The organism is Paenibacillus baekrokdamisoli (assembly GCF_003945345.1).
Taxonomy (GTDB): domain Bacteria; phylum Bacillota; class Bacilli; order Paenibacillales; family Paenibacillaceae; genus Paenibacillus_Z; species Paenibacillus_Z baekrokdamisoli.
Map to the genome: position 1 here is coordinate 4,059,832 of NZ_AP019308.1, position 23,908 is coordinate 4,083,739.

Consider the following 23,908-nt stretch of genomic DNA (forward strand, 5'->3'; position numbering starts at 1 on the left):
ACCAAAAAGACAAGTACTTTACTTACAAGTACCTGCCTCTTAGAATAAAATGTCCAAATTCCGTAACCTTTACATTGCCTTCCGTTGTGTTTATTCAAGCTGATAGACTTGAATATCTCCAGCCTCCAGACGTACGTCCAGTCGAGCCTGACTCAAATTCAAGCTCAAGCCATCCGATTGAATGGCATTTGCTCCTTCCTCAAACCATGGAACTGCTTGCTTGCATGCAGCAGGCAGTATCACCGAGCCTTCAGCCGCTTCATGTCCCCAGTTATGGACGAATAACAAGCGATGCTGAACACCGTCTTGCTCCCATTCGGACACATCGGCCCTTATAGAACCGCCTTGCACACCAATATATGGCCGCAGCCCCAGTTCTTCTACCAGCAAGCTTCGTATCATCTGCAGCGTTCCTGGATTTCCATTTTGCCAATATGCCGCAGCTAGCAGCGTGCCAATCCAGACGGCTTTGCCTTTCCCGAAGCGAGAAGCGGTCATGGCTGGCGAATGATCCTCGGCATATTCAGCTAGAACCTTTACGCCTTCCTGAAGATCGATTTCAGATTTATAATAGGAGCCATCACCAGTAATTGGAGAATCATCTTTATCTACACCTACTCGATACACAAGCGGAATGGTCTTCTTGGACTGTATTGTAACATTGTGATAGCTGTGGTCCAGATTCTCCAAGGAATGAATCCATCTCTCGCGAATGCCGAATACTTCATCGAAACCATAGCCGGGAACCTGATAACTATGACTGCCGTTCTCGGCCTGCAGCGCTCCGAACGAGCATTCCGATATAAGGATGCCGCCCCCATTCACCCATTCCCTAATCACGCTGCACATCCGCGCATTCAAGTATAACGGATAGGGCATCCACAAGCATCTGTACCGCGACAGCGTTTCTTTCGTCACGTCTTTATCGTGAATAAACTCCACTTTGTAGTTCAGGTCATGAAGAAGCTTGTGAGTACCCTGCACGGAATCGTTGTACGTATCCAAATGCGCATAAACGGAGAAATTGGCGATCTGGTTCTCTGAACTGAATAACACCGCAATCCCGTCCGACGGACGAGCTGCATGCTCCAGCATCTCTTGCTTGGCTTGAATGATTCGGTTCAACTCCGCCATATCCTTAAGCCATGGCGTCTCACTGCCATCCAGATACGTGCTTCCCCACGCCGGCGCCTCATGGCCGAGCACTTCCGGCCTGTATTGCCAGAACAGGAAGCCCGTAATTCCGCGCGCAAGCGGAATTAGAATATGCTGCTTCAATTCGCGAAAATCTAACTTCTTCGGTTTCATCGCCGTATGTCCAGGCAGCGCGTGAATTTCGGAATTGATTATTTTCTTACCTTTGGCTGCTGAAATCAGCAGGTCAGCCGACCAGGCCGAGGAGCCAAGACTATTACCGAATAGATCACACGGCTCCGCAAGCTTGAAGTCATCCGAACCGGCCGTAATTAGATTGAAAATCGGTGCAGGTACTGTATGTACCATGACTGGATGAGTCCGATCGTATGTTTTCACGACGGCAACCCGCCGCTTCAAATCGTCAGTCAGCGCGTCGGACATGAACAAACGCCAATCGACTAGATCATTGAATACCGCTTGTCCTCTTGGCGGCTCCGCTTCCATCCAATTCATATAGCTGCGCTGCCATTTTTCATTAAACGCTTCCATTGTCACATATTTGCTCTCCAACCATTCACCAAAAGCCCGCTGGGAGTGATCACAATAGCAAACCTGATTATCGAAGGAAAGCGTTCGCTGGATGCCGGTCGTGAGCTCCGGTTCATTCCACAAATCCCAAACCCACAGTGCCGGATGATCCTTTAATGCGAGGACTGCTGCTGCAAGAAAGCGATCTTTCTCGATTTGGGCAGGCTCGTGATGATAGCAAGGACCCGGAGCACCGCCGATTTGCCTGTAACTGAGAGCGCGCGGCTCTAGCACAGTTCCATTAGCCGTTATCATCTTAGAATCGGGATATTGCTTGTAAAACCAAGCTGGAGCAACGTCAAAGATGACATTCAGTACAACCTTTAACTTATACTTACCGGCTAAGTCCATCAGTTCAATAATGTCATCGAACATGAACGTATTCTGTTCCGGTACACTCGCGCGCCAAAGCACCCAATATTTCACGCAATTGAAACCCATGCTCGATATACGGCTTAAGTCCTGTTCCCATTGATCCCTGTAGGGAGTGGGCGACCTATAATATTGAAAACCAAATGGAAGAAAAGAGTTATTATGCAACGACTGACACCCCGTAACTTATCGCTGATTTGATTCCGCTCTTTAATGCGCTTACATGCGGACCATCTTTTCATGATATCACCTCTCAGATTAGCTACGATAGGCGGTAAGTCTGTGAAATCGTTTGTGAATCTGTCTTTCTGACATCTTATAAGAAAGGACTGTTCTCTTGTCTGATGACTAGAGGACAGTCCTTTCCGTTTACTTACATTCCCATTAATCTATAGATGACCGCCGCTGCTTCGGCACGTGTTGATAGACCTTTAGGCTTATAGGAACCATCTTCATAGCCATTAATAATTCCCGCTCGCTGCAGAGCCGCAACCCCCTCCGAAGCATAGGAGCCAATCTGATTCTGATCCTTAAACACTTCGACTCCGCTATCTGCAGCTGATTGATTCGATCCAATACGCCATGCGCGAAAAGCGAGCACTGCCATCTCTTCGCGAGAAATGGCTTCAGCTCCGCCGAATGAACCGTTACTTCTTCCTTTCACAATTCCCAGCTTCTGAGCTGATGAAACGGCTTGGTAATACCAAGCCTCTGGCTTAATGTCAGTAAAGGAGCTGGAGTTGGCATCATTTGAAGTCAAATCAAGCGCATTTATTAGCAGCTGGACAAATTCGCCTCGGGTGATGGGACGATTCGGTTCAAACTTGCCCTCTCCATTACCTTTTACGATTTCACGGGCAGCCAATGCCTCAATGATCGTTTTGGATCCGTTCGTTACATCGGTAAAATGAATATTGGCATATCCTACCCCATAACGGCTGAAATGCTTAGGTTGGAACGTAATTAGGCCTGTCAAAGGGTCGTATTTCACATTTTTTACGACTTCTAAACGGCCATCTTCCCCAATGGAATAGACGACAACCTGGTGTGCTTTCTCTCCCGACTTCAGCTCATATTTCATTGTGACGTTCACTGCATCTCTTCCTTTAAATGAACCGATCGCAGCTCCGTCAATCTTCGCGGTGACATCGTAAGCAGGATAACCCTTCCCTTGCAGGTTCGGCGGAAGCAGAGATGAGTCAACTTGAGCGATAAATAGGTCCAATTGTTTGGAATCAGCACGAAGGCTGCTTATAAGTGTCTCCATCGGAATAGCCACCACCGCGCCGTTGGCTTTCACTACAAGCGATTTCGCTTTATCTCCCATTTCCTTTAATCCGTTTACAGGAATATGGATTACTGCCCCAAGCACATTCCCTTCGACTGGGACAACGTTTATAACTAATTGACCGTTTTCGTCGCTTTCAAGCGCTTTCTTCATCTCTTCACTTCGAATATTGACCTGAGCAATACCTTTGTCGATGCTTATTCCTTTTGCGTTAATGGCGCCCTTATCAATCGTATTCGGATTGCTCTCTACGCTGCTATTGCCATTGTTTCCGCTGACTGGCGGCGGGTTATCGTTACCTGGAGCCATCAACTGGAACGTGCGGAAGAGAGACGAGTCCTTTGCTCCTCCAATGCCTGATCCCCATTCTATATATCCCTTTCGACCAGTGCCATCATTATCGTTGACTAGCATCGAAAAGCTTATTGTACGATCGGCTCCGGACTGTATTGGATACAGCTCACTCCAAGGCAGGGCGAGTTGATACGACGTAATCTTCAAGGCTTCATCACGTGTTACGGTAAGAGTTCCGTTCGTTACCGAACCGGTCGCAGCTCCCTGCATCGTAAGCCAGCGATAAATTTGCGGTCCGCTCGGTGTCTGCGAAATGCCATATTCATACCAAGATTGACTCTCTCCCGGTACTCCGGGTGCTACGCTGAACTGAATGCCGTCATTTTGCCATATGGAACTTCCAGATGCCGCATGGTTAAATTTATCGTCTTTGATATCGGCTGTGAGATAGAAGTTGTTTGAATCCCAGCGCAGCTTCACCGTACCGCTAAGATCACTTTCACCGTTATATCCGGTAACGACATTGTTGCCATTGGCTAAATCAATGGTGACCGGATGACGATTATCCGTTTGATGCAGAACGCGGTTAAAGTCGATATCCTGGGTCAAATGAATTTTCTCATATCCGGCAATTTCGACGGTCAAATCAAGTGGATATTCAATACCTTCAGACAAGCCCGGCAAAGGGATAACATAAGTCGATTGCGCATTCGCCGCAACAGAAGGGACATTCGTATCCGTTCCGCTTAACGCTCCCACACCCGTGCCGACATTCCAGGAAACCTTGCCGACGTTCAAGCTGTCTGTTTCCGAGCTGTTCGCAAACCGAAGCTGTAGCGACTTGCTCCCGTTGCTATCGTCGGCAACATGCGGAATGACCTTTAACCCTTGGAAGTACATTCTTAAGTCATCCACGGGGGGCACGGGCAGCGATGCTGGATCTAGACCGGGGCCACTATAGGCACCGATATTCGGCGCCTCCGTTAAGGATACCGGATTTCCCCAGTAGTCCAGCCCGCCGTTGTTTGCAATTACGGTACCCGATCCAAGAGCTGGTGAGCCTGCCCTCAGCTTATATCCGTCCGTGGTATTCCAACCTGTGCTGCCGCCTCCTTGGTAGACCAACTGCGGATTAGCAGTGATTTTGTTCGCATCAATAGGTTCGTTTAACGGATGGTTGCCGTAGAGTAAATTATGATCGAAGACGCCGTTTACGCCTGGCAAATTGTATCCGCCTGTTCCGAGATTGTACACGATGTTGTTTTTGAAAGAGTAAGGAGCGTTCAAATCCCCTGCATCGTTCCACTCGTGGTCGATGATTTTCGTATTTTGTCCCGTTCCAATATAGACGGTGTTGTTGTAAATTTGCGTTCCTGGTGTAACGCCGCCCGCAAAATTAAATGTGTGAGTCAAGTCATTCTGACTAATATTGTATCTCACCACGCTGTTAGAAGAACCGACTAGAACACCTGGAGACAACCGCGCGTCTACGAAAAGGATGAATCCGCCTTTGTTGTTATGGCTATAGTTGTATTGAACCACACTATCGGTGGAATCGATATCCAGATTGAAGCCTTGACCGTCACCTTCCGGCTTATTCGTATTGAAGGATTCATTGAACTGCACGACATTGTTTTTACCTCGGGTAGGCCAAATAGCGGCTGAACCGTTAAATTGTCCCGGTTCTGAATAATTACCGCCCCCTTCCGCTACGTTGTGCTCGATCAACGCGCCGTCGGCACCAAAGGTAAGAATACCGTCGCTGTCGGCTTGCTTGACATAGTTTTGGCGAATCTTCACGTTGGTTGAGGCGTAATCGGTCCCATTCCAGCGTTGGTCCCATACCACGATTCCAGTTCGTCCGATTCGTTCGACCGTATTACCTTGGATCAAGACGTTATCGAACTTGTCTGTCGCCGTAGTTCCACCTACGTATACAGAAATGCCTCCAAACGCATGAGGACCTCCTTCAGCTCCTGATCCTGTCGGATATCTAAAGCTGCTCGATACGTCGTGAACGTAGTTATCCAATATTTGAATATTGCTTAACGTACCACCGTTCGCATTTTCAACCATAATGCCTTCTCTGTAGATGTTTCCCCGCTCGGCCGCATAATTGGTCACTTCCAAGTTTTGAATGATCCAGTTCGAAGGGTTACGAAGATACACCGCTCCGCCGGCCATGCCACCACCGTTAATGATCGGCCTGCTGCCGCTGCCATAAGAGGTAATGGTGATTGGCTCAGCGTTCGTGCCAGCGCCTTTCGGAAACAATCTTTCGTTCCAAACACCACCCTTTTTCAGCAAAATCCGGTCGCCAGCGGCAAAGGTCGTATTGTTGACGTTGGAAAAGGTTTTCCAGGCGGTGCTCTGAGATTTGCCATCATTACTATCACTGCCAGTGACAGAATCTACGAAATAGTCCCCTTCGCCTCCGGAGCTCCCGCCTCCAGGTGCGACATTCGATACCGAAACGGACCCGAGCTGCATTGCCCAACTGGCGAGATCGCCGCTCAATTCCACTTTCAAATAGTCGATGCCTGAGGGTAAAGCTGCCGCAGGTGAGTATGTAGTTCCTTTCCAATTCACATCCCCGGTGGATACGGGTGTATCATGAACGGCTGGAATTTCAGTCCAAACTGAAGCGTCCGAAGAACCGTAAAACGTAATGGCCCCGGTTGAACCCGTAAAGGAATGCAGGCGAGCAGAGAAATTTTTAATGCCATGCAAATGATAAACGATCGATTCAGCCGATTCAGCCATTCTTACGATTCTTGAAGCATCTCCTCCGAAATAGGCGGGATTGCTGCTATCGATAGTCCAATTTGCCGTATTTGAGAACACCTTGGAGACATCAGAAAACTCGTCAGCAATGATTTGCGGTGCCATGGATACGTTAGAGACAGAGACTGATCCGAGCTGCATCAGCCAAGTATCGATATCTCCGCTGATTTCGATTTTCAGGTAATCAATGCCGCTCGGCAGTGCTCCCGAAGGGGTATACACGGTTCCATACCAACCGGAACCAGTTCCTAATGGATCGGCATAATCGGAAGGAATTTCTGTCCAGGTCTCCGCATCCGAAGAACCATAAAACTTAATTACACCGGTCGATCCTGAAAAATAATAGGCGTTGACGGAAAAGGACTGAATTCCGCTCAAATGGTACACGACATTCTCAGCCGTTTTTGTCGTTCTCACAATTCTTGAGGCATCTCCACCGAAAAACTGCGGGTTACTCCCGTCAATCGACCAGTTCGCAGAATGTGAGAAAACTTTCGAGACATCAGAGAATTCATCCACAATTGTCGCCATTTGATGTGCTGACACGTTTACGGACGGAAGAGCCAACATACAGAACAGCACAACCGCAACCAACGAATTTGTCAGTTTTTTTACCATTTTTAATTTCTCCCCTTAGCAAAATAATAATAATACACGATTTATAAAAACGCTTTCTTTGTGCAATTTGAATCATACAAGGATTAAAATGGTTCGAATAGTAGACAATCCTGTGAAAACCGGTTGTCATCCTGTCTAATTGAAAGCTATTTAATCAGAATTCATTCCTATCCATTTATTCATGAGGTTTGTTCCAGATTGCCTGTTCCATTTAATTGCCGCTTCCTTCACGTCTCTCTCGACGATGTCACGATATTTCTCCAAGGCCAATTGGCTAGCAATCGAATCCTTCACTTGGTCAAACGGCTGAATAATCATGTCGCCTATGGAAACACAGCGAATGATATGGAGGGCCTCGTTTTCATCGAAAATATCGCTCGACTTTCCCACTTCCAGATGTTCTGCCTTCTGCAGTGCCAACGGAATTTCTAACGCAGCCGCACGACGCGAGGCATTCGTAATGCGCGAATCGATGACATCCACCCCGAGCCCCTTAGCTGTCTCTTTGAAACTTGCTCCGTTAGCAAACGCTTTTTCCAGCTGCTTCATTTTTACAAGCGCGTCACTTTTATCCTTGTATGCTGTTCCAGAACCGTAAGGAAGGGTAGCCCATTCCAGATCTATTGCGCCTTGCTGCGCATATTTCGACTTTTTGTTTATTTCATAGTCTCGTTTCAATTGCTCTTCCGAAATGCTGATTATTCCGTTATTCCGCAGCGCATCGATCGTTGCATTTTCCAAGCCGCTCATGTAATAGCTATAATAAGCCTGAACTTCAAAAGAAATCGGACCGTACACAATTTCATTGTTTGCAGCGGCCTTACTGCGCCTGCTGTTCTCCATTTCCATTTCATTCAGAAACGATTGGTAGCCGATATCCTTTATGACACCGCTCCTCTGGGCCAACTGCTGTTCGATTTTCGTCCTCGTCATTTGCGCTTTGGCTTCTTCCATTAGCTTCTGTAGAGGCGTTCCGTCGGAATATTCGGTTGTCCAGAAATGCTCGGTATAATTGGCACCATAGGTTTGCTTGAAGTAATTGGCAACAAGTGCTTTTTTAAAATCGAGGTACATGCTGAATTCATCTGCCGAAGCTTCCTGGCCGTTCACGGACATCAGAACGGAATCACTTCCCGGCATCTTGATCGATCCGATCAGCAAAAGACTTGCCAAAATCACGATCAATAAACCGATGATCATAAGTAGCTTTCGTTTGCCGTGAAGTATCTTTATAATCTTCCAATCCTGCTGCTTCATAAAAACCATCCATTCTCCATCCGGACGAATTTCCTAGTCACGCCAAACGCGGCCCCGATTAAGCGCTTTCAAATCTATCCTGCCTTCATGCCCGTTTGTCATCACCCCATATCAATTACATAAATTGCTTCATTTGCTTCGTTTCCATCAGATATTGGAGTTGCTCATAATAGGCTCATGCTGGTCAGCTGGCTTCCTTACCCCATGATGTATATCTAAAATGATAACGCTTCCTACTAGTGAGCGACATCCTGCAACCCTGCGAAATCGTTTGTTATACTATTCATCTTTCCATGCAGCAAGTAACCTAGGGCTGTAGAATCTGCGAAATGGTTTGACATAACATGAAAAAAGCCGCTGTAAAAAGTTCGACCTGAGGTCAATCTTTTCACAGCGGCTAGAGGATAGCCCTTCATTAGACAGGAAAGTCTCGATCAGGAAAACAGCGGAAAACGATCTCAGGAAGTGCTTCCAGTTCATCGCTAGTGGACGTATCATCCACTAGAAATCCGCCTCCCTTCTTCTCCATACATCTAACAGCGACCCTTCTCGTTTCACTCGGAAACAAAGTGAAATATTGATCGTCGCTCTCCATCCAATATCCATTCGTCTGCTCTTCCATATGGATATGTAGTGCGACTTCAGATCCGTTATTGGTTACAGTAACTATGCTTTCAAGAAGCTCAGTCACAGCTATTCGCTGCCAATCCTTCTCCAACCCAACTTGAAGGTTTGCTCCTTGCAGCTTCAGTGCGGAGGAATAAATCGGACCGGAATCGGCAGAGAAAACATAGGGATGGCATTGCCCTTCGCCAAACTCTGACCGGTAGCTTAACCTTACAAGCAGAAGACCATCCGGTGTAGAAGGAATGACCAAATCCAATTGACCGACACACAGCGCTTTATCTTCTACGGTTACTGCCGCGAACTTAGCACTATGATGAAGATATCCGGTTGAGTCCATGACTTCCGCGGTGATCTGCACGTTATGGCCTGCTTCATGAGCATGAAGATACACGCCTTGACTAAATCGCTCACCTGGCACCGTATTTAATGTCCGGTAATCCAGGGATACATGTAAGGGAGCGAACGCCTGCTTTGTCCAATAATAGGCCATCTTGGCTTCCCCGTAGTAATCGACCAGGTTCGTGCAAGAGACGTTCGGCCATGGCTCGTTCAATTGCCAGATGATACTACCGCTGTTGCGGAATTTACGACGTCGGTTGGCCTCCAATATGAATCGAAGCCCTTCCGCCTGTACCCATTGGCTGCTTTCAGAGAATACGGCCAAATCGTTCATCGGACCGAATAGCGTTTCATCGCGAGCCAGCGTGTCCCACCATTCCCCATGATGCCGCCAAACCATGCTGTCCTGCATGGAAACGGGTTTTCGATAGGATTCGTCTAGAAATTTATGTAGGCTTTTCACCCTGCTCACGCCATCCACGCCGAACTCACTATGAAAAAGGTTGTCATTCTCGCCATATAATCGATAGTGTTCAGGGGTGTTCATATATTTCCAGTGTCCATGTACGTCATGCCCAAGACCTTTTTGGTCTGTAATATACTCCACGGGCCCAGATGCGGAAGTAGGAAGAAATAGCCGCTGAGGGTCATACTCCGATACGAGCGCTTTAAGCATCGCAAGATTAGTATCACTGTCGTTTGAAGGTTTATTAGGCTCGCTCATCAGCTCGTTGCCACCGCTCCATACCGTTAAAGAAACATGATTGCGGCGATCAGCCAGCGCTGCCCGGGCTGTCTGTTCCAGCAATTGCAGAAACTCCGGCTGCTGAGATGGTATATTATCCACTCCCGAGCTTGATTGAATGAACTCCTGCCAGATCATTATGCCGTTTGCATCGCAGAGCTCGTAGAACCTTGACTTCTCAATGAGGCCCCCGCCCCAAATTCGCACCATATTGATGTTACCCTGCTGCATGAGCCGTACCATCCAGGAATACTGCTCGTTCGTCACGTTGCCGTACAAATGATCGAGAGGAGTCATGTTGACACCGCGAATATATATTCGTTTGTTATTGATTTTAAAAGTATAAGGCAGTGAATCTTCTGGACTGATATCGTTCTGGACATATTCTAATTTACGGATACCAGTTTTAAAAGTTCTCTCGTCCACTGTGATTCCATCGCCTGATTGCAGCAGAACGTTCACGCTATAAAGTGATTGGGTTCCGTACCCGTTAGGGTACCATAGCTGCGGGTAGAAAACCTCTAGCTCCACTTCCGTTTCCCGGTTCTCATGAACATCAACTACCCGGCTTGCAACCTCCCGGCCTTCTGGATCGCGGCAGCAGATGATAAGCACCAAAGGCATCCTCTCTTCGTAACTAGAAGAAGCCTGTTTCTGAACATCAGTCTTCAACCGAACAATTCCAATAACCTGATCCACCTCGGGAGTTCCAAATCCCTTTACATCCGTGCTCAAATAGACTTCTCCGATCGAATACATGTTGTGAACACGTACTACGACATCGTCCCACATTCCAATATTAACAAGACGCGTGGAGAAATCCCATTTATAGTTGAATCGGCTTTTCTGCGTAAAGGTTTCCGAGGTCTTGCCGATCTGAGCCATCTCATCGGGAGCATGCTTGAACAGAACAGATATTTCCAATCGATCATGCTCGTTCATTAATGCGGTGACATCATAAACGGCTTCTTGAAACATGCCCTTGTGTTCACCCAACAGTGTCTGGTTCGCATAGATAGCTGCTTCATAATCCAGCCCTTTAAATACCAACTCGATCCGGTCGCCCATCTGGCTCGGCCGTTCGAGAGTTGTCCGATACAACCACCAGCGATTCTCGACCCATTCACAATTCAAGCTGTTCAAATTCTTATAGGGATGGGCGATAAGGCCAGCACGGTATAAATCGTAATGGACACCTCCAGGCACGCTGGCCGGCAGCCAGTCCGTGACCCCCATTAGCTCCTGCCCAAGCTCCATACTCGTCCCTTTAATGGGCACCCATGGCCAAAAACCCTTTACTTGCCAAGACAATGAATTCATTATGATCTCTTGCATGATAGAATTCTCCTCCCAGACGTCATACCCAACCGATTCAATAAATCATTTCCACTTTGCCACGAAATCTACTTCAATAAATCATTTCCACTTTGTCACGAAATCTACTTCAATAACTCATTTCCACTTGTCACGGAACCTAATTCTTTTCTGTTAGGCAGCTAATCGCTACATTCCATAGTTTCCGATAGTTTGACCAATCTGCATGAAGCTTCTGACTGTTAGTAACCAGCACCCCAACAAACTTAAAAGCTGGGTCTATCACCAGCATACATCCACTGAATCCAGGATGACCCATGGCCGATGTCGACAAAAAGTCACCGAAGCACCCGTAGCTGTCACGCTCTCCTTTTATCCACAACGCTGGCGTCTTATTGAAACGGTTATTTGTTACCTCCCTTTTCAGCAGCTTTGCAGCTGCTTCGGAGAACACTTGTCTTCCTCCAAACTGTCCGTCCTCAAGAAGCATCAACCCGAAGCGAAGTATATCCGATGCCGTGGCATACAAACCGCTGTCTCCTGTGACAGCCAAACCTTCTAGTTCTTTAACAGGACCGTTATTGCCGCTATCATAAGGTAAAATATAAGTTCCAGGCTCCCAACTTTGTGTTTCGAAAGTTGTATTAGACATTTCCAAAGGCTCGAATAAATAGCGTCTTCCAAGACTCTCTAAACTCATTCCTCCTGCCTTCTCCACAATATCCATTAAAATCGTGTATCCTTGCGTATAATACCCTGCACTTCGATCAGCGACTTCGCTAACCGGATGGTCGTAAATGCGTCTTCTAAACGGTCCCATCTGCTCGGGGGTAGGCCAGTCGAGCGATTCCGGCGGCGCATATCCAGCCGTATGGAGCATTAATTGCTGGATAGTATGCGGGTATCTGTAGGCCGAGACGTAGTTGGATACCGGATCATCAAGCGAAATTAAACCTTTCTCCGCCAGCTTCACAGCAAGAGAAGCAGTTATAACTTTGGTTACGGAGCCTACGTTAAAAGGAGTCTGCGGCTGCACGAGTATTCCCGAACCATTAGATGTAAGTACATTACCTTTGTGCGTTTCGTAAGTATTGCCATTACAATAAAGAGCCAGTGAATAGCAGTCCGTCACTTTTTCTTGGATTAAATTATCCAGATATTGAACTATCGCATTCGGACACTGCATAGCGCCAATCCCACCTTACTTCATTCATACTCCGTTCATTAGCTCATGATAGCATAGTAAAAAGATCCGAAAGTAGGTCGCTATCCTGCGAAAGAGTGGATTATTCTGTCCGAAGCTCCTGTGGAACAAAACGAACAAGGGTACCAGCTTATGAGCTGGTACCCTTGTTAATATTGATGCGGTCGAGAGGACTCGAACCTTCGGATGTTTGCGCTGCGTATGGATTCATCGGCTGTAAACCCAAGTGAACAAGAGACTTCAGACAATGGCTCTGACTTTTTTATTCCACCTGCCGATCCATCCTGACAGTATATGCAGCGGAGTTTTATAATCGAACAACACCATGCGGCTCCGCCGCGGATATGTTCGATTCATGCTCTCAATATTTGACGTTCAAGTACTCCGTATCGACAGCTTTTCCACTATGAAGCGAGCGCATGCAGGCATCAAGAGCTCCGGTTGTGAGCAACGAACGTTCGACAGCATGCGGCGTCCGGCCCGTATGAATGAACTTCTCGATCTCCAGCACCAGTCTCGCGAAATGGATATACGGCTTCTGCCCTTGCAGAAGGAACTCCTTGCATATCGGCGATTCCTCTTCATATACCTGATAGGCGGCGGCGAATGTTTCGACCTCCGGATTGCTCAGCATCACACCCGACCTCAGACCATCCACATATTAGATATATCGTTCGACCGGACCATAAGCAAATCCGAACATTTTGTGCAGCGGAGCGCCATTGGGGAACGGCTAATTGATTGATTTCGTTAAACTCAATCTCCGCTTAGCAACGCTGTAATGTGCCTTTCCATTAATACTGCCTGCTCAGGCGACAACAAACCCGCCTCTACTTGGAACAACACGCTTCCCTTCGCCGGAAGCAGCCGGATGTTTCCTTTGGCCTTCTCCCGCGTGTACCCTTCCGGCGTAGCCGTGGAAGGCAGCGCAAATCCAAGCGCGTCCTCCGACCCAGTCCGTGCCATCCATCGCACCACTTTGTCCAATTGCTCCGGACGATGCTTCACATACCCCGCATAACCATCCGGCTGGATATGCATACTGTGAGCCCAGCCTTCGCGATCCGCGATGTAATGGTAAAAGTACATTAACAGCTCTGGGTTCAGGACATGCGAGGGGTCAAGCACGTCCGCAATCTTCGGGCTTTGCGCTACCCGCTCAACAAATGCGGCATACGCCGGCGTCGGCGCAAAAGGAGCCGCCAATCCCCTGTATACCTCCACTTGATCCGCCGTGCAGGGCGCGCTATAGACCAGTCTTCCGTAATCCGCCGGTCTGAAGTTCACATGAGCCAAGTACATGTATTCCATCGGTACCGACTTCAGATTGGTGACTTCCATACTGATCTGAACAGTCGTTCCCGTCTCGTACAACCGGATGAGCGGCTCCGCCCTGTAATCGCAGGTGAATGCAATGGCATGCCGGTAACTGCCTCCGACCTCCAGGTAACAACCCTGCTCATCGGAGCCTGCGCGAACGAATGCCTGCTGATAAGGCGCATTGGGCAATTCGCCGTGCACTGGGTGATTGTCCTCCGGTCCCGAACCCAAGGACAATAGTCCGCAATGCAGCATGAAGCCTCCATAGTTGGACAAGAAATCCCGGGTAAGCTGCGGCTCATCGAACACGGATTGCATGGCCAGCGATTGCCCTGCGAATTCCATAGACCAAATTTGCTGTCCTTGATAAGGTAATATCACAAGATTGCCGAACGGGTTTGTCAATCGAATCCCGCAAACTCCAGAACGGTAGCGGAAGATCGAGGCCTGGAGCAATCCGTGCTCCAGCAATAGCGTTTCCTGCCGCTCGAAGCTGCAGGACTCCAAATGAATCTTTATCGATTTCTCCATTTTGAACCTCCCAGGTGATAATTCTCCAAATTGCAAAATCATTACATAGCGGCACTCGGCTGTGGGATATTCCGCTTTCCTTCGCACATTCCTTGAAACGGATTTTAAGCCTTTCTTCTCTCCGTTTTCACGAAAAAAAGGTCAATTGTTCCCCTATCAGCGTCTAATACGACCTCTACATAATCGCAGCCAAACCGACTAAACCGACTAATCCGCCTTACCGATTGAATCGTGCATCTGCTTGAATCTCTAGCGGTCAGCTCTTCACTCTGAAGAACCGAGATCAGGAATGTAAAGCCATTGATAGATCTCTCAGACGAAATAGTCACCGACACGATTTCATCCGTTTCCTTCGATACTCTTATCCAAGATTGGTTTCTTGATTGAACCCAACACCATATGTCCTCGCTGGTCCACCACTCCATACCAAGACTACAGCCGTATTCAGCCAGCTTTACTAGAAGCTCTCCTGCCATTCCCTCAGGCATTGTGCCCATTGTAGCAGGCCGGCCTTGCTTATACTTTGCTTGACTTCATGAAACAAGGTTATAGTCGATGCTTTTGCGGATGAATTCCGCTGTATTTTTTGAAGGCTTTGCTAAAATAATGAGGGTCCTCGTATCCGACCTTCTCCGCGATTTCGAGAATTTTCAGATCGGTCGATTTGAGCAATCTTTTGGCATGCTCCATACGAACCTTCGTAATATATTCGGAGATGGTTTCCCCTGTATCCTGTTTAAAGATCATACTGAGATAATTGGGAGTCAGATAAATTTCTTGAGATATTTTGACGACGCTAATGTCCCCATTATATTTCTGTTCGATAATATCTTTAATCTTTCGGATGACCTTAGCGCTCTTCTGATTGTACTTTTTTGAGAAGTATTGGGCGATAATTATAAATAGATTCGACATGTAGCTCTTGAGGTCAGCGATATTTTCCTTTCTATATATGGTATCTAGAACGACCAAACGGTCATCCGCGATGCTGTCCATACTTTCTCCGAGATCCTGAACAGTTCTAGATGCGATACAGGTCATTTCGAAGCACACCCCTTGCACGTAATCCACGGTCATGGTCCTACCGGAACAGAGATGGTCGAATATCCCGTTAATCGTCTCCGTGACTCCTTCCACGTCCCCGAGCTTGATATACCCCATTAATCGGTTTTCATTCTCGTACAGATCGGAAGGAATGATGCCTTCATTAGGAGTATCGTTCAAGATATCGATGTCGCTAATATCCAGGATCGAGTTATGACCCGTATAGAATTTGTACTGCAAGGCAGAGCGTGCGTCTTCCAAGGAAGTATGGATCAACGAAATCTTGTCGATCGGCCTTCCGATTCCGATAGAAACGGATATTTTCAGGAAGTTTTTCAAACACAAAGCGATCTCTGCACATATTTCGGTATATTTCCTATTAGAGAGCGCGCTTTGATGATAGATCTGGACAAATTCATTCTCGCTCATACCGAAGCTTATTCCCGAGTTGTAGTTGGTCATAATCTCTTCAATAATATTAGTTACGCCAAAGCTTAGAAGCTGCTTATCCTCCTCGGACATCTTCTCGATCCTATTCTCGTAGTCGTCAATTTGCAGAGAGGATACCAGAAGGCTTTCGTCGGACTGAATAGGGATTTGGAAATATTCTAATTTATTTTGAATTGAGGTTTCGTTAACATATACGCCGCTAGCCAAGTTCCTCAGAAAGTTATTTCGAATAAGTGGAAAATGCTCATGAATCTGCCGCTTAAGATGCGTCATCTCCGACTGTTGCTTTCGTTCAAGCTTGATCCGGTTGACTACTTTTCTAATCACTTCGTTAAGCTCGTCCACGATAACCGGCTTTAACACATACCCCTCCGCCTTAATATCAAGCGCGGTTTTGGCATAGTTGAAATCCTGGGCACCGCTGATCAGAACAATCCGGATATCGCTCCCCTGCTCCTCCAGTTTCATGGCCACTTCCAGCCCATCCATTAAAGGCATGCGGATATCGGTAAAGAGAATGTCGGGATTAAGCTGTTGACATAGCTCATAGGCTTCCTGACCATCCCTGGCTTCAGCGATGACTTCTATTCCTAGATCATTCCAATGCACTATGTTTTTCAGTCCCTGCCTAACGATGGATTCATCATCCGCTATGATCATTGTTAACATATAATCCCTCCATTGTTTTGACCGCGGGAAACCTCACGATGACCGTAATGCCTTCATCTTCATTGCTGCAGAAGCGGATTCCGAATTCACTCCCAAAATAATACTTTATTCTTTCATTCACGTTTTTCAAGGCAAATGAGGCAGAATGACTTCGATTGTCCACGATGGAGTTCAACTCGTCGATATCCGCGCCAACCCCGTTATCGCTGACTCTTATTTCGATGATTGAATCGCTTTTAGAACCCGTTATCACTATCATTCCTTTACCTCGTATCTTATTGATACCATGCAAAATCGCATTTTCTACGATTGGCTGCAGAATCAGCTTTACGGTCAGATTATCGAGGATGTCGCTAGCAAAGTAGATGGAGTAGTCCAATTTCTCCTGAAAGCGAATTTTTTGGATGATTAAATAGCTTTCCACCTGCAGCTTTTCTTCCCGTAGAGAAATGATCGTTTCTCCCTTACTCAGGCTATATCTAAAAAAGTTGGACAGCGAAGTAACCATGGTGCTTATCCGTGTCGCATTAAGCTCTAATGCCATCCAATTCACCGAATCCAGCGTATTGTAAAGAAAATGAGGGTTGATCTGAGCCTGCAGCGCTTTAAGCTCGGCTTCCTTCTTCATAACCTCGCTCACATAGAGCTTATCGATGAGCTCTTTAATATCTCTGACCATCTTCGTGTAGGAATGAAATAGATACGCAAACTCGTCATTTCTTTTGTATTCCAAGGTGATATCAAAATTACCACGCTGTACAACTCTCATGGATTTAACCAGCTTGCGGATCGGATAAGAAATATTCTCCGATAGGAACAGGGCCATCAATAAGGCCAAAATCCCACAAACTACAATGACTGTATAGATGACCTTCTTGAAAGCAATCAATTCGCCATTTAATTCATTCATAGGGGTTAAAGAAACGAGAGTCCAGTTTAACGGTTCTATTCTTTCGTAGGCTGATAGAATATTATCACGTTTGTTCGGTTCGAATACGGTTCCCAGTAAGGTATCGTCGGAGCTAATAATAATCGATTTGTTAACGTCGATGATGAAGGTTGAGCTGCCGATCGTCGGTTTGGATTGGTCTAGGATGGTATTAAAATAATCGGCTCCGATATCTACAGTAAGTACACCACTGAATTTAATGCTCATATCATCAAGTCCGAATAACCGCTTCGCGATCTTTATCGTTTTGATTTTTACAGAGGAAACGACCACCTCATCCAGCCCCACAATCGTATATTCAGCCCTGTTAGGCAATTGCATATACCATTTTTCCTTCTCGATCAGACTGAGGTCGGATACCTTATTCGTAAAGCTGTGCAGAAGATATTCAGGTCGGTTAAAGAGGTAGATTCTAGGGAGCAATAGATCTTGCGCATTATTCGTTACGGTATAATTCGAAAGCAGCTTATCCATATTCGACATCTCGCTAATGATTCCCGTAGTATCGCTTGGGCGTTGCGACGACAGAATGCGAATGAGATCACTATTCAAATAGATCTCGGAGGAGGTGTTATTAACAGCCTGAAACTTTTGTGTAATGTTGGAAGCGATGATATTTAGCTTTTCTTCCAGAGAGGAATTGATCTTATGGGTAATTATATCCGTCGATTTATTGTATATCGTTACTGAAATAATCGAGGTTGGTAGCATGATAAGAAAGATGAAATATAAGAGTAGCCTACTTCTAATACTGATCGTAAACAGAAACCGATTAAAGAATGTTGTCTTCAGCCCTCCGGATGGCATAATGGCTCTCTCTCCTTTTTCAGAAAATAGCGATAGTTAAAAAGAGAACCCAACTAGGACTTAGCTGAAAAAGAATAATTTAGATCATTTACCTTTTAATATATAATATAATAATAACCAAAACGCAACATGAAATGAATAGGATCACTAGAGGTGAGAGAATGAAAAGCAATCGTGAGCGGCTCGTTGTCTTAAACTTATCGTTAACGTTGCTAACCTGTTTAGGGGTCGGATGTAGCAATGACGAGTTGTATAAAGAAAAAGCTACATTACAGACAGATGCAAAGGCTTCGAGTGATTCCCAACCTGCTAAGATCCATATTCAATTCGCCCAATGGTCCGTTCCTTCAACGAAATTCGTAGAAGAAGCGATCAGCCGATTTAATGAGAATAATAAGGAAAATATTCAAATCGATTTACTAAATATCCCTCTTGATCGATACATTGAAACACTGAACAAACTGAATGCATCCGGAAGTGGTCCTGATGTATTCGAGCTGCCAAAGGAGTGGCTAAACAGCTACATCACTAAGGAATGGGTAACCGATCTTTCTCCAATAATAAGCCCTGCGTTTTTATCTTCCTTTCCCGACTGGGCCGTAAACTCCTCCAAGGAGCTCTTAGATAGCCAAGATCGCATGTATTCCCTTCCTTCCAATCAACTGACTTACAGGCTAATTTACAATAAGGATTTATTTAGAGAATCGGGCTTGGATCCCGACTCTCCGCCCAAGACTTTCTCCGAGTTGGTGGAAGCAGCCCAAATCATTAGCAACAAAGAAATCGGTAGAAGTAAATATGGCATCGCGATGCCCATGGGAGAAGTATGGATGGACTTCGTTCAGCCCATGGAAGCCATAAACGGGTACAGCGGAGTGCATTATTACGACTTTAAGACAGGAAAATACGATTTGACCGTATATAAGCCGTGGCTCAAAACCATTAAAGAGCTGAATGAAAACGGCGGCGTCTTCCCGGGCATGGAGAACATGAAAAGTAATCAAGCCATGGCGCAATTCGCGGATGGAAATATCGGCATGATGATCGCTTCCAGCTGGCAAGCTTCTCTGCTCTTTGACCAATTCTCTCCGAAGAGCGATTGGGGCGTTGCCCTACCTCCAGCGATAGACAATGCGAGATTAGGCAAAGGCGCAATTAAAATAGATACGGCAGGTTGGAATGTCGTGGGCTCGGGGACCCCTTATCCGGAAGCGGCAGCGAAGGTGTGGAAATTTCTCTACTCCGATGAATACATTGGCCAATTGTTCGCCCATAGTAACATGATTCCGGTTATTAACAAACAAGCGAGCGACCTGGCCAATCCAATTGGCACTTCTCATTTTCGACAGTTTTTGCCTAGTAGCAACGATTCCGTCTATCCCGATACACCGCTTATCTTAGAAGAATGGTCGCGTAAGAAAATCTATCAGAAAGCTCTCGCAGGAAACCAAGACGATCCATCGTTGCTCGAGGAAAGCAGTCGTCTGAATACATTGCTTGATGTTGCAGTGACATCAATGACGATAAATATTAACAATTATTATTTTCCTAACTTTAATCCTCTCACGCCTTTGGATCGTAAATGAATCCTGTCGCGCAGCTCTCCGCAGTCCCCTTCACAAGACGTGAATGGCACGATCGTTTAAGCGATCGTGCCATTCGCATATTGTGGGATAGCCTTGTCTCTCTGTGTTGAAAGAGCATAGATTTTTACACTCCCTTATAGATGAGTCCATTTACCCTAGGGAGGATAAAAACCATAATAGGAACAGTAAAGCAATCACACAGAGAGGAAGTTGCAATGATGCTCAGACTCCGCGGCCGGACGAAATCAAGGTCCTTTTTGTATGAACTGAACAAGAACAAGACCTTGTTTATTATGCTGATCCCCGTACTGATCGTTCTGATAATTAATAATTATCTTCCAATGTTCGGAGTAATATTGGCATTCAAAGACTTTAAAATGAGTTCCAGCAACTTTATTACAAGCTTGTTTTCGAGCGAATGGGTTGGGTTTAAGAATTTCGAATTTTTCCTCAATACCTCCTATGGCTTTAGCATTACTCGCAACACGATCTTATTCAACGGCCTTTTTATTATCCTCACGCTGTTAACCGCCGTTCCGACCGCCATCATGCTTAACGAGTTGAAAAATGGCAAGCTCGCCAAATTTTATCAGACGGCCATGTTTTTACCTCAGTTCATGTCGTGGGTCGTCGTTTCTTTCCTTGCTTTTGCATTCTTCAGTGTTGACGCCGGATTTATTAATAAATTCATTGTCGAGCCTCTGGGATTCGAAGCGATTCAATGGTATTCGGAACCAAAATACTGGCTCTATATTCTCCCATTGGTCACAATATGGAAAACACTAGGATTTAACACCATTATCTATTTCGCTGGAATATCCAGTATCGATACGGAATTATACGAAGCAGCCGTTATCGATGGAGCCAATAAATGGAGGCAAGCCATTCATATCACGGTTCCTTTGTTAGCACCCTTAATGATTATTTTAACTCTGTTATCCATTGGGAAAATATTTTTCGCGGACTTCGGCCTGTTCTTTCAAGTCACTCAGAATTCAGGCGCACTATATCCGGTGACCCTTGTCATCGACACCTACGTGTTCAATGCCTTAAGAGTCATGGGCGATCCTAGCATGTCAACTGCAGTAGGACTGTATCAGGCTGTCGTAGGCTTAGTGCTGGTTCTTGGAGCCAATCTCATTGTCAAGAAGATAAACAAGGATCATGTGTTGTTCTAATAATTTGTAAGAGGTGAAACTCCAATGGTTTCAATAGCTAAAAAGAAATCCAATATTCAAAATCAAATCTCCTCACCGACGAACATTCTCTTTCATATTATCTTTGTTATTTTCGTAGCCTTCTGCCTTGGACCTCTGATTCTGATCTTCATGGTATCCATTACGGACGAGAGCACGCTATCTACGAACGGATACAGCTTTTTCCCGAAGTCGTTCAGCTTTCAAGCCTATCAATATATTTTTAGCGATACGCAGCAAATTATTAGATCCTACGGCGTTTCATTATTCATAACGATTGCTGGGACTCTTCTCAGCGTGTTCATAATCGCTCTATATGCCTACGTGATTTCAAGAAAGGAATTCAGATATAGAGGCTTCTTCTCCTTCTTGGTATTTTTCACAATGCTGTTTAACGGCGGACTCGTTCCGACGTACATGATCTATTCCAATGTCTTAGGCTGGAGCAATACGATATTTATTCTGATCTTTCCTTTGCTGGTATCGCCAATGTACGTAATTATCATGAAAACATTTTTTTCCTCCAGCATACCCGACTCTCTCATAGAAGCCGCGAAGATCGACGGCGCAGGAGAATGGCGAATATTCTTCTCTATTATCCTAAGACTATCGACGCCCGCCTTGGCAACGATTGGCTTATTCAATACTCTTCATTACTGGAATGACTGGTTTACAGCGCTCCTGTATATTACCGACGACAAATTAATTCCTTTGCAGTTCCTTCTGTATCGGGTTCAATCTACGTTGGAATATTTAATCCAGATATCGTCGCAATCAGGACAGGGAGCGATGACGATAGCCGACCTTCCAGGCCAAAGTGCTAGAATGGCATTATGTATCGTTACAATTGGCCCCATCATTCTAGCTTATCCATTTTTTCAGAAGTATTTTGTCAAAGGCTTGACGATAGGCGCGATTAAAGGCTAATCCCTTTTAGATGCTGTGTACAGGTATCTAGAAGGTTAGTAAATAAATAGTTAATATTTTGAGGGGGAATAGGTATGCGCTTTTCGAAGAAAGCTTTAGCTTGGGCATTGATATCCGTATTTGCATTCAGCATGGTTCTTACAGGTTGCGGCTCCAACAACAATAACAACAAGACAAGTACAACTGATACAAAAGAAACTCCCAGTCAACCAGCCAATAAACCAGCTAATGAAACACCAACTGCATCAGAGCCAGCAAAGCTTGCGCCTGTTGAATTAAATTGGTATTTGCCAGCAGCGCCACAAAAGGACACGAAGCTAGTTGAACAAGCGTTAAACGACTATTTGAAAGACAAGATAAACGCAACCGTACACCTTAACTTTGTGGATTGGGGGAGCTGGAAGGATAAGTTTCCTATTCTACTCGCGGCCGGTTCTAATGTAGATATTATGTTCACCGCAGGCTGGAGCCAATTCCCGCAAAGCGTAGCCAAAGGATATTTCGCGGATATTACCGATATGCTGCCTAAATACGCTCCTAAAACTGTAGAGAACTTACCAAAGGTTCTGTTTGAAGGCGCCAGAGTTGCAGGAAAAATCTATGCCATCCCGACAAGCAAAGAAATCGCTCATACGAACGGCTTCGGTTACAGCACGGAGCTTGCCAAGAAGTATGGCTTGGAAGAGCAATTGAAGAAGTTCCAGACAACAATACCGACACTGGAAGATCTGGAACCCATTTTAGCGGCAGTAAAAGCACAAGATTCTAATGTTTCTCCATTAGGCGGGGTTGCAAGCATGGACTTTGCTATGACATTCCTGGACTTTGATCCTGTAGGCGATCAGAACATACCCGGAAAGCTGTATAAGAACAAGGATACCATCGTAGTTAACGAGTACGAGACACCCGAATATAAAGCTATATTGAATACGATGCACAAATATTACCAAGCTGGATATGTACGTAAAGACGCGACTATTGTAAAGGATGCGACACCGGATAGAAAAGGAAAGAAGGTTTTCTTAGTCGGTGGAACGACAAAGCCGCTAGCTAATGAGGAAATAGGCGCATCCTACGGTTACGAGCTTGAGCAGTTCTCTATTACAACACCATTTATTACATCCAATGACACACAGGGTTCAATGAATGCAGTAGTGGCCTCATCCAAAAATCCTGAGCGTGCCTTAATGTTCCTCGAGCTAGTAAATACAGATCCTATCGTCAACAATATCCTTAACTACGGCGTAGAAGGTACACATTATGTGAAAACGGATGTCGATAACGTCATTGATTTCGCACCCGGTTTAACTGGACAAAATTCCGGCTATTTCCCTAATGCCTTCTGGGAATTCGGAAACCAATTTTTGAATCACTTTATGAAGGGCCAGAACACTAAAAAGTGGGATTTGTTCAAAGCATATAATGAATCCGGCGTACCAAGCAAAATACTAGGCTTTAATTTCGACGCAGAGCCAGTCAAGACGGAAATCGCTGCGGTTGCGAATGTGAAAGACGAACTTTGGCCTAGCATTGCAACTGGAACAGTAGATTCTGAGGTATTCCTTCCTAAGTTAATTGCTCGGATGAAACAAGCAGGCCTCGACAAGATCATTGCCGAGAAGCAGAAGCAAATTGACGCTTGGCTGTTAGCAAAGTAAAATGAATTAAACAGACCTCCATCCACACTTTATAAGTGGGTTGGAGGTCTGTTTCTTTGACTGGAACTATTTTCGCGAATCTATGACTGCCAATCGTCGTAATCACTTCAAGACTGGACCAGAACGAACCTTAATAATAAGCTTGATTCATAAATCGAAGAACTACTTGTCTTGAGCGAAAAAAGAGTTATTCAAAGAGAAATC

The 23,908-nt window shown here is 45.7% G+C and carries 14 protein-coding genes; 4 read left to right on the forward strand and 10 right to left on the reverse strand.

Annotated features, from left to right (window positions below; all coding sequences use genetic code 11):
- Positions 1-90 precede the first annotated feature (90 nt).
- The 10 genes from EKN16_RS18050 to EKN16_RS18095 form a co-directional block, all read right to left on the reverse strand.
- On the reverse strand, positions 91-2,265 hold the full coding sequence (locus EKN16_RS18050; protein ID WP_125660203.1) for a beta-galactosidase: 2,175 nt from the start codon (positions 2,263-2,265) through the stop codon (positions 91-93).
- Positions 2,266-2,470: 205 nt separating this feature from the next.
- Positions 2,471-7,081: an S-layer homology domain-containing protein gene (locus tag EKN16_RS18055; RefSeq protein ID WP_125660206.1), complete on the reverse strand. Its 4,611-nt coding sequence runs from the start codon at positions 7,079-7,081 to the stop codon at positions 2,471-2,473.
- Positions 7,082-7,231: 150 nt separating this feature from the next.
- Entirely contained in the window at positions 7,232-8,347 is a 1,116-nt protein-coding gene (locus EKN16_RS18060) for a peptidylprolyl isomerase (RefSeq protein ID WP_125660209.1), read from the reverse strand.
- A gap of 406 nt (positions 8,348-8,753) precedes the next feature.
- Complete coding sequence (locus EKN16_RS18065; protein ID WP_125660212.1) at positions 8,754-11,384, reverse strand: glycoside hydrolase family 2 protein; 2,631 nt, start codon at positions 11,382-11,384, stop codon at positions 8,754-8,756.
- Positions 11,385-11,523: 139 nt separating this feature from the next.
- Positions 11,524-12,549: a serine hydrolase domain-containing protein gene (locus tag EKN16_RS18070; RefSeq protein ID WP_125660215.1), complete on the reverse strand. Its 1,026-nt coding sequence runs from the start codon at positions 12,547-12,549 to the stop codon at positions 11,524-11,526.
- 379 nt (positions 12,550-12,928) lie between these two features.
- Positions 12,929-13,201, reverse strand: coding sequence for a hypothetical protein (locus tag EKN16_RS18075; RefSeq protein WP_125660218.1), 273 nt, complete (start codon positions 13,199-13,201; stop codon positions 12,929-12,931).
- 122 nt (positions 13,202-13,323) lie between these two features.
- Positions 13,324-14,418 (reverse strand): DUF4432 family protein, encoded by a 1,095-nt coding sequence (locus EKN16_RS18080; protein WP_164522858.1) that lies wholly within the window; start codon positions 14,416-14,418, stop codon positions 13,324-13,326.
- Between the two features lie 104 nt (positions 14,419-14,522).
- Positions 14,523-14,915, reverse strand: a complete 393-nt coding sequence (locus EKN16_RS18085; RefSeq protein ID WP_125660224.1) for a hypothetical protein — start codon at positions 14,913-14,915, stop codon at positions 14,523-14,525.
- A 49-nt stretch (positions 14,916-14,964) separates the two neighbouring features.
- Positions 14,965-16,581 carry a response regulator transcription factor gene (locus tag EKN16_RS18090; RefSeq protein ID WP_125660227.1) on the reverse strand — a complete coding sequence of 539 codons (1,617 nt, stop codon included), beginning with the start codon at positions 16,579-16,581 and terminating at the stop codon, positions 14,965-14,967.
- Complete coding sequence (locus EKN16_RS18095; protein WP_125660230.1) at positions 16,556-18,337, reverse strand: sensor histidine kinase; 1,782 nt, start codon at positions 18,335-18,337, stop codon at positions 16,556-16,558. The genes EKN16_RS18090 and EKN16_RS18095 overlap by 26 nt, the downstream gene beginning before the upstream one ends.
- Positions 18,338-18,498: 161 nt before the next feature.
- Here EKN16_RS18095 and EKN16_RS18100 point away from each other — a divergent pair, with 161 nt between their 5' ends.
- From EKN16_RS18100 to EKN16_RS18115, 4 genes are all read left to right on the forward strand, one after another.
- The gene (locus tag EKN16_RS18100) at positions 18,499-19,923 is read left to right on the forward strand and encodes an ABC transporter substrate-binding protein (RefSeq protein ID WP_164522859.1); all 1,425 of its coding nucleotides are present in this window, start codon (positions 18,499-18,501) and stop codon (positions 19,921-19,923) included.
- Positions 19,924-20,138: 215 nt separating this feature from the next.
- Positions 20,139-21,101, forward strand: coding sequence for an ABC transporter permease (locus EKN16_RS18105; RefSeq protein ID WP_232015832.1), 963 nt, complete (start codon positions 20,139-20,141; stop codon positions 21,099-21,101).
- Positions 21,102-21,125: 24 nt separating this feature from the next.
- The gene (locus EKN16_RS18110) at positions 21,126-22,046 is read left to right on the forward strand and encodes a carbohydrate ABC transporter permease (protein WP_125660236.1); all 921 of its coding nucleotides are present in this window, start codon (positions 21,126-21,128) and stop codon (positions 22,044-22,046) included.
- Positions 22,047-22,120: 74 nt separating this feature from the next.
- Complete coding sequence (locus tag EKN16_RS18115; RefSeq protein WP_125660239.1) at positions 22,121-23,704, forward strand: ABC transporter substrate-binding protein; 1,584 nt, start codon at positions 22,121-22,123, stop codon at positions 23,702-23,704.
- The last annotated feature ends 204 nt before the right edge of the window (positions 23,705-23,908 follow it).

Bases quoted from the DNA above. Each gene is read 5' to 3' on its own strand.
- EKN16_RS18100 (WP_164522859.1), top strand. From the start codon at position 18,499: ATGAAAAGCAATCGTGAGCGGCTCGTTGTCTTAAACTTATCGTTAACG.
- EKN16_RS18090 (WP_125660227.1), bottom strand. From the start codon at position 16,581: ATGTTAACAATGATCATAGCGGATGATGAATCCATCGTTAGGCAGGGA.
- EKN16_RS18085 (WP_125660224.1), bottom strand. From the start codon at position 14,915: ATGGGCACAATGCCTGAGGGAATGGCAGGAGAGCTTCTAGTAAAGCTG.
- EKN16_RS18115 (WP_125660239.1), top strand. From the start codon at position 22,121: ATGCGCTTTTCGAAGAAAGCTTTAGCTTGGGCATTGATATCCGTATTT.
- EKN16_RS18070 (WP_125660215.1), bottom strand. From the start codon at position 12,549: ATGCAGTGTCCGAATGCGATAGTTCAATATCTGGATAATTTAATCCAA.
- EKN16_RS18075 (WP_125660218.1), bottom strand. From the start codon at position 13,201: ATGCTGAGCAATCCGGAGGTCGAAACATTCGCCGCCGCCTATCAGGTA.
- EKN16_RS18105 (WP_232015832.1), top strand. From the start codon at position 20,139: ATGATGCTCAGACTCCGCGGCCGGACGAAATCAAGGTCCTTTTTGTAT.
- EKN16_RS18065 (WP_125660212.1), bottom strand. From the start codon at position 11,384: ATGCAAGAGATCATAATGAATTCATTGTCTTGGCAAGTAAAGGGTTTT.
- EKN16_RS18080 (WP_164522858.1), bottom strand. From the start codon at position 14,418: ATGGAGAAATCGATAAAGATTCATTTGGAGTCCTGCAGCTTCGAGCGG.
- EKN16_RS18110 (WP_125660236.1), top strand. From the start codon at position 21,126: ATGGTTTCAATAGCTAAAAAGAAATCCAATATTCAAAATCAAATCTCC.
- EKN16_RS18060 (WP_125660209.1), bottom strand. From the start codon at position 8,347: ATGGTTTTTATGAAGCAGCAGGATTGGAAGATTATAAAGATACTTCAC.
- EKN16_RS18055 (WP_125660206.1), bottom strand. From the start codon at position 7,081: ATGGTAAAAAAACTGACAAATTCGTTGGTTGCGGTTGTGCTGTTCTGT.
- EKN16_RS18095 (WP_125660230.1), bottom strand. From the start codon at position 18,337: ATGCCATCCGGAGGGCTGAAGACAACATTCTTTAATCGGTTTCTGTTT.